Source organism: Saccharothrix isguenensis, from assembly GCF_052936305.1.
Genome location: NZ_CP193626.1, coordinates 7,191,809 through 7,205,923 on the forward strand (window position 1 = coordinate 7,191,809; position 14,115 = coordinate 7,205,923).

At 73.5% G+C, this 14,115-nt stretch carries 12 protein-coding genes; 7 read left to right on the forward strand and 5 right to left on the reverse strand.

Annotated elements, in window-relative coordinates; translation table 11 throughout:
* Positions 1-12: 12 nt before the first annotated feature.
* The 3 genes from cofD to ACRAKI_RS32255 are packed head-to-tail and all read left to right on the forward strand — an operon-like array spanning position 13 to position 2,847.
* A complete protein-coding gene (gene cofD, locus ACRAKI_RS32245) occupies positions 13-978 on the forward strand; it encodes a 2-phospho-L-lactate transferase (protein WP_447004258.1) in 966 nt (321 codons plus the stop codon).
* Positions 971-2,305 carry a coenzyme F420-0:L-glutamate ligase gene (locus tag ACRAKI_RS32250; protein ID WP_447004259.1) on the forward strand — a complete coding sequence of 445 codons (1,335 nt, stop codon included), beginning with the start codon at positions 971-973 and terminating at the stop codon, positions 2,303-2,305. Before cofD ends, ACRAKI_RS32250 begins: the two co-directional genes overlap by 8 nt.
* Complete coding sequence (locus ACRAKI_RS32255) at positions 2,302-2,847, forward strand: NUDIX hydrolase (RefSeq protein WP_447004260.1); 546 nt, start codon at positions 2,302-2,304, stop codon at positions 2,845-2,847. The genes ACRAKI_RS32250 and ACRAKI_RS32255 overlap by 4 nt, the downstream gene beginning before the upstream one ends.
* Before the next feature lie 163 nt (positions 2,848-3,010).
* Here the strand turns inward: ACRAKI_RS32255 and ACRAKI_RS32260 are convergent, their stop codons facing one another.
* The gene (locus tag ACRAKI_RS32260) at positions 3,011-3,400 is read right to left on the reverse strand and encodes a hypothetical protein (RefSeq protein WP_447004261.1); all 390 of its coding nucleotides are present in this window, start codon (positions 3,398-3,400) and stop codon (positions 3,011-3,013) included.
* A 158-nt stretch (positions 3,401-3,558) separates the two neighbouring features.
* Here ACRAKI_RS32260 and ACRAKI_RS32265 point away from each other — a divergent pair, with 158 nt between their 5' ends.
* Positions 3,559-4,635: a sugar phosphate nucleotidyltransferase gene (locus tag ACRAKI_RS32265; protein WP_447004262.1), complete on the forward strand. Its 1,077-nt coding sequence runs from the start codon at positions 3,559-3,561 to the stop codon at positions 4,633-4,635.
* Between the two features lie 12 nt (positions 4,636-4,647).
* Entirely contained in the window at positions 4,648-5,535 is an 888-nt protein-coding gene (locus ACRAKI_RS32270; protein ID WP_447004263.1) for a DNA-3-methyladenine glycosylase family protein, read from the forward strand.
* A 66-nt stretch (positions 5,536-5,601) separates the two neighbouring features.
* On the opposite strand, the gene ACRAKI_RS32275 is transcribed toward ACRAKI_RS32270, so the two are convergent.
* From ACRAKI_RS32275 to ACRAKI_RS32290, 4 genes are all read right to left on the reverse strand, one after another.
* Positions 5,602-6,453, reverse strand: a complete 852-nt coding sequence (locus ACRAKI_RS32275; protein WP_447004264.1) for a glycosyltransferase family 2 protein — start codon at positions 6,451-6,453, stop codon at positions 5,602-5,604.
* 10 nt (positions 6,454-6,463) lie between these two features.
* Positions 6,464-6,907, reverse strand: a complete 444-nt coding sequence (locus ACRAKI_RS32280) for a DUF4396 domain-containing protein (RefSeq protein ID WP_447004265.1) — start codon at positions 6,905-6,907, stop codon at positions 6,464-6,466.
* A 126-nt stretch (positions 6,908-7,033) separates the two neighbouring features.
* Positions 7,034-8,158 (reverse strand): glycosyltransferase family 4 protein, encoded by a 1,125-nt coding sequence (locus ACRAKI_RS32285; RefSeq protein ID WP_447008576.1) that lies wholly within the window; start codon positions 8,156-8,158, stop codon positions 7,034-7,036.
* 79 nt (positions 8,159-8,237) lie between these two features.
* Entirely contained in the window at positions 8,238-9,272 is a 1,035-nt protein-coding gene (locus tag ACRAKI_RS32290; RefSeq protein WP_447004266.1) for a glycosyltransferase family 4 protein, read from the reverse strand.
* A gap of 26 nt (positions 9,273-9,298) precedes the next feature.
* On the opposite strand from ACRAKI_RS32290, the gene ACRAKI_RS32295 reads away from it, so the two are divergent.
* Both ACRAKI_RS32295 and ACRAKI_RS32300 read left to right on the forward strand, forming a co-directional pair.
* Positions 9,299-10,213 (forward strand): glycosyltransferase family 2 protein, encoded by a 915-nt coding sequence (locus ACRAKI_RS32295; protein WP_447008577.1) that lies wholly within the window; start codon positions 9,299-9,301, stop codon positions 10,211-10,213.
* Between the two features lie 12 nt (positions 10,214-10,225).
* Entirely contained in the window at positions 10,226-14,098 is a 3,873-nt protein-coding gene (locus tag ACRAKI_RS32300) for an nSTAND1 domain-containing NTPase (RefSeq protein ID WP_447004267.1), read from the forward strand.
* The last annotated feature ends 17 nt before the right edge of the window (positions 14,099-14,115 follow it).

Here is a 14,115-nt window from a genome sequence, read left to right on the forward strand (position 1 = left end):
AGGATGACGACCGTGAAGGTCGTCGTACTGGTTGGCGGGGTTGGCGGGGCGCGGTTCCTGGTCGGGCTGAAGAGCCTCCTGGACGGTCCGGAGCACGAGATCACCGCCGTGGTGAACACGGGTGACGACGTGTGGATGCACGGGTTGCGGATCTGTCCCGACCTGGACACCTGCATGTACACCCTGGGTGGCGGGATCGACGCGGAGCGCGGCTGGGGACGCGCGGACGAGACGTGGGCGGTCAAGGAGGAGCTGGCCGCCTACGGGGCCGACCCGGCGTGGTTCGGGCTGGGCGACCGGGACGTCGCCACGCACCTGGTGCGGACCCGGATGCTCCGGGCGGGGTACCCGCTGTCGGCCGTGACGGAGGCGCTGTGCCACCGCTGGGAGCCCGGCGTGCGGCTGCTGCCGATGTCGGACGACCGGGTGGAGACGCACGTCGTCGTGACCACCGAGGAGGGCGAGCGGGCCATCCACTTCCAGGAGTGGTGGGTCAAGCACCGGGCCCAGCTGCCCGCGCGGTCGTTCGCCTCCGTCGGCGTGGAGACGGCGACGCCCGCTCCGGGCGTGCTGGACGCGCTGCGGGACGCCGACGCGGTGGTGATCGCGCCGTCGAACCCGGTCGTGAGCGTGAACACGATCCTGGGCGTGCCGGGGGTGCGCGACGCGATGCGCAAGACAGAGGCCGGCGTGGTGGGGCTGTCGCCGATCGTGAGCGGCAAGCCGCTGCGGGGGATGGCGGACGCGTGCCTGGCGGCGATCGGCGTGGAGACGTCCGCCGAGGCCGTCGGCCGGTACTACGGGTCGCGCAAGACCACGGACCGCGGCGTGCTGGACGGCTGGCTCGTGCACACCGGTGACCGTTCCGACGTGCCGGGCGTGGCGGTGCGCGCGGTGCCGCTGTTGATGTCCGATGTGGACGCGACGGCGGCGATGGCGCGGGCGGCGCTGGAACTGGCCGGGGTCGACGTTGGCTGACCACGCTTCCCCGTCGGGGATCACGGTGCTGCCGGTGGCCGGGCTGCCGGAGTTCCGGCCCGGTGACGACCTGGCGGCGGCCCTCGCCTCGGCCGCGCCCTGGTTGCGGGACGGCGACGTGGTCGTGGTGACGTCCAAGGTCTTGTCCAAAGTGGAAGGTCGGCTCGTCCCGGTGCCCTCCGCGCCGGAGGAGCGCGACGCCGTGCGGCGGGAGTGGGTCGAGGCCGAGTCGGTGCGCGTGCTGGCCCGGCGCGGGCGGACGTTGATCACCGAGAACAAGCTGGGGATCGTGCAGGCGGCGTCGGGCGTGGACGCGTCGAACGTGGCTTCCGACGAGATCGCGTTGCTGCCCGTGGACCCGGACGGGTCGGCGGCGGCGTTGCGGTCGGCGTTGGCGACGCGGTTGGGCGTGTCGGTCGCGGTCGTGGTGACGGACACGATGGGTCGGGCGTGGCGGGTCGGGCAGACGGACGCGGCGATCGGGGCGTCCGGCCTGGCCGTGCTGCACCGGTACGGCGGGTCGGTCGACCGCTTCGGCAACCCGCTCGTGGTGACCGAGGTGGCGGTGGCCGACGAGATCGCGGCGGCGGCGGACCTGGTGAAGGGGAAGCTGGGCGCGGTGCCGGTGGCGGTGGTGCGCGGGCTGCCGGTGGCCGACGACGGCTCCACCGCCCGTGACCTGACCCGGCCGGTCCCGGAGGACCTGTTCCGGATGGGGACGGCGGAGGCGCTGGCGCAGGGGCGGGCGGAGGCGGTGCTGATGCGCCGTTCGGTGCGGTCGTTCACCGGTGAGCCGGTGTCGGTCGAGGCCGTCCGCCGGGCTGTCGCCGCCGCCCTGACCGCTCCCGCGCCGCATCACACGCGGCCGGTCCGGTTCGTGCGGCTGACCGCGAAGCGGGGCGTGCTGCTGGACGCGATGCGTGATCGTTGGCGTGCTGACCTGCGTGGCGACGGGTTGTCGGAAGAGCGGGTCGCGGCGCGGGTGGCGCGCGGGGACTTCCTGCGGAACGCGCCGGAGATCGTGGTGCCGTTCCTGGTGCGGACCGGTGCTCACGCCTATCCGGACGAGCGGCGGGCTTCGGCGGAGCGGACGATGTTCACGGTGGCGGGTGGCGCGGCCGTGCAGGGGCTGTTGGTGGCGTTGGCCGCCGAGGGGCTGGGGTCCTGCTGGGTGTCGTCCACGATGTTCTGCGCGGACGTGGTGCGTGACGTGCTCGACCTGCCGGCCGACTGGGAGCCGTTGGGCGCGGTGGCGATCGGGCACCCGGAGGCGGAGCTGACGCCGCGGGTGCCGGGTGCGGTGGATGAAGGGTTCCTGGAACTGTGAGTTCGAGTTTGCACGCCGACGTGGTGTCGACCTTGGACGCTTGGCGTCCGGCGGACCCGACGCAGGAGTCGATGCGGCAGGCGTACCTGGGGTTCCTGGCGGCGCGCGAGGACGCTTGCTCGCGTTCGTGCGAGCCGGGGCACATCACGGCGTCGGCGCTGGTGCTGGACGCCACGGCCGACCACACGCTGCTCACCCTGCACCCGAGGGTGGGGCGGTGGCTCCAGCTGGGCGGGCACTGCGAGCCGTCCGACACCACGCTCGCTTCGGCGGCGTTGCGGGAGGCTCGGGAGGAGTCCGGGATCCGGGGTCTGCGGATCGAGCCGGTGCCGATCCACCTGGACGTGCACCCGATCACGTGCTCGCTGGGCAAGCCGACCCGTCACTTCGACATCCGGTTCCTGGTGCGTGCGCCGGTCAACGCCCAGCCGCGCCGCAGCGCCGAGTCGGTCGACCTCCAGTGGTGGCCGCTGGACGGCATGCCGTCGAACGTCGACGACCTCCACCCCATGATCGAAGCCGCCCTCACCCGCCTCCGCTAACCGTGAGTCCTCCATTCGGAACACGCGAGTCGTCCGGTCGGACACCGCGAACCCCGCGCTCGGACCGCCTGAGCGCGGGGTTCGGGTGTTCTGAACGTTGAACTCGGGGGTCCTGAACGGAGGACTCACGCGTTCCGAACGGAGGACTCACGCGGGGGTGGGGTCAGCGGTCGTTGCCGTTCAGGCGCTGGGACAGGCCCGGCGGGCGCTGGTCGGGGCCGCCGGACAGCCGTTGCGACAGGGACGGGCGCGACGTGGGCACCTGCTGCACCGTGGGCACCGGGCCGGGCGCCGGGCGGAGTTCCTGCTCGGGCTCCGGGTGCAGGGGCTGCGCGTGGGGCGGCGCGGGTTGACCTGCGGCGACGTGCGCGGACAGCACCATGGTCGAGTCCGGGTCGGCGCCGTGCGGGTCGACCGCGTTGACCATGGCGCGCGGGATCTGCTGGGTCGCCGACGAGTCCATCGGTGACGTCATGTTGTCCGGCGTGACGACGTGGATGCCACGTGCGCGAGCACGGGCCAACGCCGCGTCGGCCCGAGCGCGGGGGTCCATCCGGATCTCTCCTGCGTGTGCCTTGGGCCGGCTGGTGAACGCCGGCGTTGCCGATCGGTGGCGCTCGCCGACACGGGGCCACTGCCCGTGCCGCCGGAGCGCTCATGCCAGAGTATTCGCAAACTACAGGTGGAAGTAAGCGGAGGAGGAAAAACGGCATGTCGGTGCTGCAAGGTGCGGAGGCTGTGGTTCTGGTCGGGGGCAAGGGAACCCGGCTTCGACCACTGACCCTGTCCGCGCCCAAGCCCATGCTGCCGACCGCCGGGGTGCCGTTCCTCACCCACTTGCTGTCGCGGATCCGGGAAACCGGCATCACCCACGTGGTGCTGGGCACGTCGTACAAGGCCGAGGTCTTCCAGGAGCACTTCGGCGACGGCGCGGCGCTCGGCCTGGAGCTGGAGTACGTGGTGGAGGAAGTGCCCCTCGACACGGCGGGCGCGATCCGCAACGTCGCCCACAAGCTGCGCGAACGCGACGTGATGGTGTTCAACGGGGACATCCTGTCGGGTGTCGACCTGCGCGCCGTCGTCGAGACGCACCGCAAGGCCGAGGCGGACGTGACGCTGCACCTGGTCCGGGTGGACGACCCGCGCCGGTTCGGCTGCGTGCCGACGGACGAGGACGGTCGGGTCACGGCGTTCCTGGAGAAGACGGAGAACCCGCCGACGGACCAGATCAACGCGGGCTGCTACGTGTTCCGGCGCGAGGTGATCGAGGGCATTCCCGCGGGTCGGCCGGTGTCCGTGGAGCGCGAGACGTTCCCGGGGCTGTTGGCTGCGGGCTCGCGCCTGCAGGGGTACGTGGACGCGTCGTACTGGCTGGACCTCGGCACGCCGGCCGCGTTCGTGCAGGGTTCGGCGGACTTGGTGCGCGGTATCGCGCCGACGGCCGCGCTCACGTCGAAGAGTGAAGCGCTGGTGCTCGAAGGCGCTGTCGTGGACGAGGACGCGGTGGTCAAGGGCGGCGCGACGATCGGCGCGGGCTGCACGGTCGCGGCCGGTGCGGTGGTCGACGGCTCGGTGCTGTTCGACGGCGCGGTGGTCGGCGAGGGCGCTCGGGTGGAGCGCAGCGTGCTGGGGGCGGACTCGCTGGTCCAGGCCGGTGCGGTGGTGTCGGACGCGGTGATCGGTGACGGCGCGGTGGTCGGCGCGCGGTGTGAGTTGATCAACGGTGCGCGGGTGTGGCCGGGGGTCGCGCTGCCCGAGGGCGGGGTGCGTTTCTCCGCTGATGTGTGACGCTGGTGTGTGATGCCTAGGACGTGGACGCCGCCGTTCCCGCTGGACGTCGGAGCCGTGCTCGGGCCGTTGCGGCGCGGGCCGGGCGATCCGACGTTCCGGGCCGGGGACGGGGTGTGGCTGACCGCCAACACCCCGGCCGGGCCGGGCACCCTGCACGTCCGCCGTGCGCCTGGCGCGGTGGAGGCGGACGCGTGGGGTGACGGCGCGGAGTGGCTGCTCGACGGGCTGCCCGCGTTGCTGGGCGCGGGGGACGACGACTCCGCGTTCGAGTGCCACCACCCGTTGATCGCGGAGACGCGGCGGCGGCGTCCGGGCCTCCGGTTGGGTTCGACGGGCAGGGTGTGGGACGCGCTGCTGCCCGCGATCCTGGAGCAGAAGGTCACCGGCACCGAGGCCCACCGGTCGTACCGGGAACTGTGCCGCCGGTTCGGCACTCCCGCGCCCGGTGTGGCCGACATGCGCGTACCGCCGACGCCGCGGGCGATCTTGGGCATCACGGACTGGGAGTGGCACCGGGCGGGTGTGGACGGTGGTCGTCGGCGGGCGCTGATCGCGGCGGCGCAGGTGGCGCACCGGTTGGAGGGTGCGTTCGACCTGGGCGGGGAGAACGGCCGGAACCTGCTGCGGAAGGTGCCGGGCATCGGGGTGTGGACGGCCGCCGAGGTGGCGCAGCGCGCCTGGGGCGATCCGGACGCGGTGAGCTTCGGGGACTTCCACCTGGCCGGGATCGTGGGCTGGGCGTTGGTGGGCGGGCCGCTCGACGACGACGGCATGGCCGAAGTGCTCGCCCCGTACGTCCCGCAACGCCACCGCGCGGTCGTCTACGTCCTGGCCTCGGGCGCCCGGAAACCCCGCTTCGCCCCCCGCTTCTCACCCCGCGACTACCGCGCGATGTGATCAGCACACCGATCGGCTCCAACGCCCGCTCCAGCCGGGCGGACGGGAGCCGACCGGTAGGCGCAGTCAGCGGGTCATCAGGCGAAGACGCAGGGCCAGGCCGGCGCGCACGGCGAGCATCAAGGGGGCCCAGATCGCGCCGCGGTGGCGGTCGGCCAGGTAGCGGTAGGCGCTGGAGTGGTGGGCGGCGAGCATCCGGGCCGACGTGCGCTTGGTGGAGTGGCCGCCGATGTGCACGACCTCGGCCTCCGGCACGTACACGTTGAGCCAGCCCGCACGGGCCAGGCGGTCGCCCAGGTCGACGTCCTCGAAGTACATGAAGTACCGGGGGTCGAAGCCGTCCACCGAGTCGAACGCCTCGCGCCGCATCAGCAGGCACGACCCGGACAGCCACCCGGCGGTGCGCTCCTCCGGTGACGCCACCGCCTGCCGGTAGGCCGCGGACCACGGGTTGGACGGCCAGACGTGCGCGAACAGCGCGTGCCCCAGCCCCCGCCCCAACGACGGCAACAAGCGCGCCGACGGGTACACCGCCCCGGACGGTTCGCGGATCAACGGCCCGAACGCGCCGCCCCTCGGCCACCGCTTGGCGGCATCGAGCAGCGCGTCCAGGCTGCCGACGCCCCACGACAGGTCCGGGTTGGCCACCACGACCCACCCGACCGACGGCGGCAGGGTGGCGACACCGAAGTTCGCCCCCGCGCCGTACCCGAGGTTCCCACCGGTCGGCACGAAGGTCACGTGCGGGTTCTCGGCGGCGGCGCGTTCCGGCACCCCGTCGGTGGAACCGTTGTCCGCCAGCACCACCGACACCGGTCGGGTGGTCGCCGCGGACAACGTGGACAGGAAGCCGTCCAGGGTCTCACCGGGCGAGTAGGTGACGGTCACCACCGCCACCTCGTCTCCGTAACGCGTCACGGCGGCCACCCTAGTGGTGGTGGCCGCGGTGCACGACGGCGTGTCCCTTGCCGCGCGAGATGAGCCACCGGTTCACCGGCACGGTGAGCACGAACGCGACCGCCAACGAGAACGCCAGCGCGCCCCAGAACAGCAGGCTGGACACCCCGGAGTCCATCGCGCCCGGCACCGCCACCATGATCGCGTTGTCCACGACCTCCATCACCGTGATGGACACGGTGTCGGCCGCCAGCGCCACCTTCAGCGCCGCGCCGAACGAGACGCCGGTCCGCAGCACGCCCCGCAGGGTGAGCGCGTAGCCGAAGAAGAACGCCAACGCCACGGCCAGCACCACGGTGCCCCAGTTCGGGAGTCCGATCGCGGTGCCGATGACCATGCCGAGCACTTCACCGATGGCACAGCCGGTGAGGCAGTGCAGCGTCGCCGAGATTGCCATCGACCAGGTTGCCTTCATGCCGCCGACAATACCCCCAGGGGGTATGGAAATCCAGTGATGCGTCGAACCTGTCCCTGCCTCGGGGCGGCGCGCGCGACGAAACGGCGTGGCACGTCAGCTGGTAGAGGCGATCCGGGGATGACGTCAGCGGCGGTGGGTGCGGGCGGCGCGTTCGTAGGCCAGGCGGTGCAGGGCGGCTGACGTGGACCACGAGAAGTCCTTGGCCCGCACGACCGCCGCCGTGGACAGCGCGTCACGCCGGGCCGGGTCGTCCAGCAGCTCACCGAGCGCGGCGGCGATGTCGCCCGCGCCGACACCGCAGTACGCCACGGCGTCGCCGCCCACCTCGGGCAGGCTCAACCGCCGGGTGGTCAGCACGGCCGCGCCGCAGGCCATCGCCTCCAGCACCGGCAGCCCGAACCCCTCACCGAGCGACGGGTACGCCACCACCTCGGCGCCGCCCAGGAACCCGGCCAGCGACGAGAACGGCAGGTAACCGGCCCGGATCACGCGCACCCGGTGCGGCACGGCGTCCAGCGCGCGTTCGACCTGGCTGTCCCACCCGGGCTGACCGGCCAGCACGAGGGCGGGCGGGTTCGGCCGGTCCCGGCAGGCCTGCGCGAACCCGCGGATGAGCGCCGGAACGTTCTTCCGCGGTTCCAGGGCACCCAGGAACGCGACGTAAGGCGCGTCCCCCAGCGACAGCATCCGCCGGACCGAGGCCACCTCCTCGGGCGTCGGCGGGTGGAACCGCTCGGTATCCACGCCGTGCTGCGCGATGTGCAGGAGCCGCCGGTCGGCGCCGGCGACCCGGGCCAACTCGTCCGCGGTCGCCCGCGAAGGCACGATGCACAGCGCGGCCCGCCGCAGTGATGCCCTGGTCCAGCCCCGGAAGAACCGCGCCTTGACCGACGAGTGCAGCACCGCGTCGGTGAAGAACGTGGCGTCGTGCAGCGTCACGACCGACGCCGCGCGGTTCGCCAACGGCACCGTGTAGTGCGGCGAGTGCACGACTCCCACGCCGAGCCGGGCCGCCAGCCTGGGCAGCGACATCTGCTCCCACGTCAGCCGGGCCGTCCGGGTCGCCACCGCGTCCGTCGCCGACACGATCCGCGAGTCGGGCGCCAGGGACGAGTACAGCGCGGCGTCACGGGGCTGGCACACCACGCTGAGCCGTGCGCCGTCCGCGTCCAGCGCGGCCACCAGGGAATCCACGTACCTGCCGACGCCACCGCGGTCGGTCGGGACGGCAGTGGCGTCGATCAGCACGCTGGGCTCGACGGATGGCACGCGGTGAAGGGTACGGCGGACGGCCGTCAGGTGGCCGGGAAATAGTGCAAACGGTTCCTCAGCGCACCAGGCGGAGGTGGATGTCCCACACCGAACGCGCGGCCTTTTCCCAGGTGAACGCCTCTGCTCTGGTTCGCCCCAGTGTGACCAATCGCCCAACGAGGGCTGTATCGGACAGCACTGTGCGCAGGGCGGACACCAGGCCCGCGCGGTCGCCCCGGGCACAGGCGATCCCCGCCCCGCCGGCCACCTCCACCAGCGCCGGGGCGTCGGAGTGGACCACCGGCACACCGGCCGCCATCGCCTCCACGACCGGCAGCCCGAACCCCTCGGCCAGGCTCGGCGCGGCCAGCACGGCCGCCCGCCGCAGGACGTGGGCGAGCTGGGCGTCGCTCAACCGTCCCAAGAGGTGGACGTGCGGCGCGCGCAGGTCCACCCCGCCCCACCCCTGCGGCCCCACCACGACCAGCGGCACGCCGACCTCTTCGGTCGCGGACGCCAAGAGGTCGAACCCCTTGCGCGGCTCGATCGTGCCGATCGCCAGGACGTACCGCGGCGGGACGTCCACCGCCTCCTCCGCCGGGAACACCGTGACCCCGTTTCCCACCACGTGGACGGGTGCCGGACCGGGCGCGTACCGCCGCAGCTCGTCCGCCACCACCGACGTCGGCACCACGATCGCACCCGCCCGTGACGCGGCACGGCTGATCACGCGCTGGTGCCACGCCACCCCGCGCGGCGTCAACGTCGACGGGTGGGTCCACGGCACGGTGTCGTGCACGGTCACCACGACCCGCCCGCGGGGCGGCGCGAACGGCGTGAACGCGTGCACCGAGTCGCCACCGGGCCAGTACGGCACTCCCCGCTCCCACGCCGCGATCAGCGCACGTCGGGGCAGCGGCAGCACGCGCGGCCCGAGCACACCGGGCACGACGGCCGCCGACACGTCCGCGTGCCTGCTCACCGCACCCGTCACGGTCCACCCGGCGGGCGCGGTGGCGGCGAGCGCGGCGGCCAGCTCGCGGGTGTACCGGCCGGTGCCGCCCGGCACCGGCGCCAGCAACTGCTCGGTCAGCACAACCAGTTCGGGCACGTCGCGTACCGTCTCACGCCGTGTCGATCCCCAGCACGACGGTGGTCGTGGTGACGTGGCGGGGCCGCGAGCACATCACCGCGTGCCTCGACGCCCTCGCCCGCCAACGTCCACACCGGACGCTCGTGGTGGACAACGCGTCCGACGACGGCACGGCCGAGCTGATCGCGACCCACCCGAGCCGTCCGGAGGTCCTGCGCCTGCCCGTGAACCGCGGCTACGCCGGTGGCCTCGCGGCGGCGTTGCCGCAGATCACCACGGACTACGTGGCCTGGCTGAACGACGACGCGATGCCCGACGACGGCTGGCTGGCCGCCCTCGAAGACGCCCTGGACACCACGCCCGACGCCGCAGCCGCGACCCCGTCCATGCTGCTGGCCGACGGCTCGACCCAGTCCGTCGGCGTCCGGCTCACCGCCGACGGCCACGGCGCCGACCTGGTGCTGGCCGGTCACGAGGTGTTCGGCTTCTGCGGCGGCGCGGCGTTGGTCCGGCGTGCGGCGCTCGACCACGTCGGCGGCGTCCCCGCCGGGTTCTTCTGCTACTACGAGGACACCGACACGGCGTGGCGGCTGCGGCTGGCCGGTCACCGGGTGCTGTCGATCGGTCCGGCCCGCGTCCGCCACCGGCACGGCGCGAGCACCAACCCCGGCTCCCGCCCCTTCCACCGCTGGAACGAGCGCAACCGGCTGCTGATGCTTCTGCGCTGCGCGCCCCTCGGGACCGCGCTGGGGCAGCTGGCCAGGTTCGCCGTGATCACCGCCCTGCTGCCGGTCCGCCGGAACACCCCGGACGCCGAGAACTTCCGCGTCCCGCTCCGCCTCCAGGTGCTGCTCGAAGTCCTGGGAAGGCTGCCGACCACGCTGATCCACCGCGCGAAGATCGGCAGACGTGCGAAGGTGTCGAGGCGCGTGGTGTGGCGCGAGTGGGCGGGGCGATAGGGGAGAGAAGTGGTGGTCGAGCGCGCGCTGGTGCGGGTGTTCCGCGACCGTGAGCCGATGGGCGTCGGCTTCCTGGTGTCCGAGGACACGATCCTGACGTGCGCCCACGTCATCGGTGACGAGGACGAGGTCGAGGTCGACTTCCCCGTCCTGGGCGAGACCGTGCGGGCGCGCGTCGTCCACCGCCCGGAGGGCGTCGACGCCATCGGCCTCCGGCTCGACCGCACCCCGGTCGGCGCGCGGGCCGTCCGGGTGGTCGCCGAGGACGACATCCGCGATCACCGGGTGCGCACGTTCGGCGTGCCGGACCGCCGTCCGGACGGGGTGTGGTCGCAGGGCGTGGTGCGCGGCGCGATCGCGGGCGGGCGCATCCACATCGAGGACGACCGCACGCACGGCCTGCCCATGCTCCAGGGCTTCAGCGGCGGCCCGGTGATCGACGACGACCTGGGCGCGGTGGTCGGCATGGTGGTCGAGGTGGAGGCCCGCCGCGCGCACCGCATCGGCTACGCCCTGTCCGGCGCGACCCTGCACGACGCGTGGCCCGAACTGGCCGCGATCACGAACCAGCCGAGCCCGTTCCGCGGCCTGGAACCGTTCCAACCCGGTGACGCCGAGTACTTCTTCGGTCGCGCGGAACGCACGCGTGAGCTGAAGGAGCGGCTGGACCGCGACGGCGTCCTGGTCGTCACCGGCCCGTCCGGCTGCGGCAAGTCGTCCCTGGTGCTGGCAGGTCTGGTGCCGACGCTGCCGGAGGCGGTGGTCGTCCGCCCTGCCACCGGCAGGGCGCCGTGGGCGGCGCTGGCCACCGCGCTCGGCGTCGAGGACATCACCGCCGACGGCGTCCAGGACGCCGTCGGCCGCCTGGTCATCGGCAAGGACCTGCGCCGGCTGACGCTCGTGGTCGACCAGTTCGACGAGGCCCTGACCCGGTTCCCGGACGAGTCGGCCGACCTGCTCGAAGCCCTGCTGGACACGGCCGCGTCCCACCACCGCACGCCCCGCGTGGACGTCGTGGTCACGACCACGACCGAACCGCTCAACCGCCTGCTCGCCGACCCGAGGTTCGGCTCACGGCTGGCCGGCCACACCGCCACCCTGGGCGCACCGGGCGCCGCCGAGCTGCGGGAAGCCGTCGAAGGCCCGCTCGCCGAGCCCGGCATGCCGGTGCTCCAGAAGGGCCTGGCCGACGCGATCTTGAACGACCTCGAAGACGAGCGCAACCCGTTGCCGCTGCTGGAGTTCACCCTCACGCTGCTGTGGGAACGGCAGGACCGGGGCGTGCTGACGCACGACGCGTACCGGGAGCTGGGCGGCGTCGCGGGCGCCGTCTCCACGTACGCCGAACAGGTGTGGCGGCGATTCGACCCGGACGAGGTGCGCCGCGTGCTGACGCAGCTCGTCAGCCCGCTGGAGGACGGCGGCTTCGTGCGCCGGGCCGTGCCGTCCGACCAGGTGGGCCCTCTCGCGCTCGACCTCGCCCGCACCCGCCTGATCACCCTGGGGCCGTCCACCGTGGAGTTGGTGCACGAGTCCCTGGTGCGGCACTGGGACCGGTTGCGCGGCTGGGTCGAGGAGGACCGCGACTTCCGGCTCTGGCAGGACGAGGTGGACCGCCAGGCCACCCGCTGGCACGACACCGGGGAACGCGCCCTCCTGCTCCGGGGCAAGGCGCTGCGCCGCGCCAAGACCGTCCACCAGGAGCGCCGTGACGACCTCACCGACCGGCAGCGCCGGTTCCTGGAAGCGAGCAACAGCGGGCGCCACCGGCGGATCGCCGTGCGCGCGGGGGCCGTCAGCCTGGTGTTGAGCCTGGCGGTGTCCACGGTCTACGCGGTGAGCAGGGTCATCGGCCAGCAGCACGACGTGGACGCCGACCGCGCTGTGGAGACGCTGCTCGGCCGCGCCCGGTCCGCCTACTCGCTGCCCGAGCTGATCTCGACCACGGCCCTCGCCTACCGCACCGGTGACCGGGTGAACTCCCGGCAGGCCCTCCGCGACCTGGCCCGTTCCCTGCGGCACGCCGAGGTGCTGGTCCCCGGCGCGTCCCTGCCGAACCTCACCGGCACGCGGATCGCCGAGCACGGCGACGCCGGCGAGCTGGCCGGCCTCTGGGACGTCACCACCTCGCCCGCCAAGCGGGTCGCCGTCGAGAACGGCGGCACCGACGTGGTCTGGCTGGGCGAGGACCGGATCGCCGACCACGGTCCCAGCGACGACATCCACATCCGCGACGCCGGCACCGGGCAGGTCCTGCGCACGGTCGGGGCGCGGGCCGACGTGATGGCGGCCGACACCACCGGCCGTTGGCTCGCCCACGCCACCGTCGGCACGACCGAGGTCCACGTCCTCGACCTCGACCAGGGCACGACCCGGACGGTCGCCTCCCCCGCCGAGCTGCACCGGGACGTGCAGAGGCCACCCGGCACGGCGACCCTCAGCGACGTCCTCGACGGTGGCGAGCCGGTGGTCGACGTCGACGACAAGCGGCTCGCCCTGTCCCCCGCCGGGGCGCGGGAGGTGCCGGCCAGTCTCGGGAACAAGGCGATCACCCGTCCCGAGCCGGTCGTGGTCGACTGCGCCGGCGAGGAGCTGCACCTGCGGCGACTGCCCGACGAGGCCGTGCTGGAGAGCGTCAACCCCGGCGCCGGCGAGTGCGTGAACGGTGTGTTCAGCCGGGACGGCAAGGCGTTCGCGGTGATCAAGCGGCCCACGGCCCGCGAGGACCGGCTGTGGCTCGGGTCGCCGGCATCCCGGATGGGCATCGCGGTGCCGAGGAATGCGTGGACGCACAGCGTCGCGGTCGAGGACTCCGGCGCGTACCGGGTGGTGCTGACGTACGCCAACCGGGCGCTCGTGGTCCGCGTCCCGCCGCCGGACGGCCTCGACCAGGCGTTGCGCGGCGCCCAGCGGGTCGAGATCACCCCGGACGGCGCGCACGCCGTGCTGTTCTGGCAGTCCGGCCGGGTCGAGGTCTGGAGCACCGCCGACCGGTCCCGCGCGGCCGGGGTCAGCGCCGGCGGTTGGCACCCGGACGACTCCGTGCGCACCTCCTACGCCCTGTCGCCGGACTCGAAGACGCTGGCCACCCGCGACGGCGACTCCCCCGTGGTCAAGCTGTGGAACCTGCCCGACCTCGCGCCGCTCGGCGACCTCACCGCGCCCGGTACCGAGCGGGAGCACGCCCACACCGCACTCCGGTTCCTGGACGTCGACCGCCTGCTCACCCACCGCGTCGACCGGCTCGGCGTCTGGGAGGCGCGCACCGGCGAGCCGGTCGGCACGCCGATCGCCCTGACCGACGGCCTGACCCCGCTCACCGCGCCGGTCGGCGACGAAGAGGTGGTCATCGCCACCGGTGACCTGCGCGTGCGCCGCTACTCGCTCACCGACGGCCGCGAGGTGCCCGGCTCGGAGTTCTCCTACGGCGATCCGTCCACGTCGTCCGCCAACCGGATCGCCACGGACGGGGACGGCGAGCTGGTCGCCCTCTACGCGGACAACGCGGTGCAGGTCTACGACCTGGGGACGGGCGAGCTGGAGGACCGGCTGGACGTCCCGGACCACTTCTCGGTGACCCGGCTGCGGTTCCGCCCGGACCCCGACGACGTCGAGGTGACCATCGGCGACCCGCGCGCGGACATCGGCCAGGTGCTGCTCTGGAGCCGCAACCTGATGTGGGGCCTGCCCACCCTGCTCGGCCGCCCCGACATGAGCTCCGAACTGCTGCCCGGACCGGCGGAGCCCGGTTTCGCCGACGCGGGCGGCCTGGAGTCCGCGGACCCGGCGGTGTGGCTCGACGAGGTCTGCGACGTGGTGCGGGTCAGCGGGCCGGCGCTGGAGGTCGACCGGCCTTCGGGGTCGTTCGAGGGCGATCCCTGCTGACCGACATCCGACCGACA

Excerpts from the sequence above, each read along its gene's own strand:
- ACRAKI_RS32260 (WP_447004261.1), bottom strand. The coding sequence starts at position 3,400 with ATGGACCCCCGCGCTCGGGCCGACGCGGCGTTGGCCCGTGCTCGCGCA.
- ACRAKI_RS32265 (WP_447004262.1), top strand. The coding sequence starts at position 3,559 with ATGTCGGTGCTGCAAGGTGCGGAGGCTGTGGTTCTGGTCGGGGGCAAG.
- ACRAKI_RS32270 (WP_447004263.1), top strand. The coding sequence starts at position 4,648 with ATGCCTAGGACGTGGACGCCGCCGTTCCCGCTGGACGTCGGAGCCGTG.
- ACRAKI_RS32280 (WP_447004265.1), bottom strand. The coding sequence starts at position 6,907 with ATGAAGGCAACCTGGTCGATGGCAATCTCGGCGACGCTGCACTGCCTC.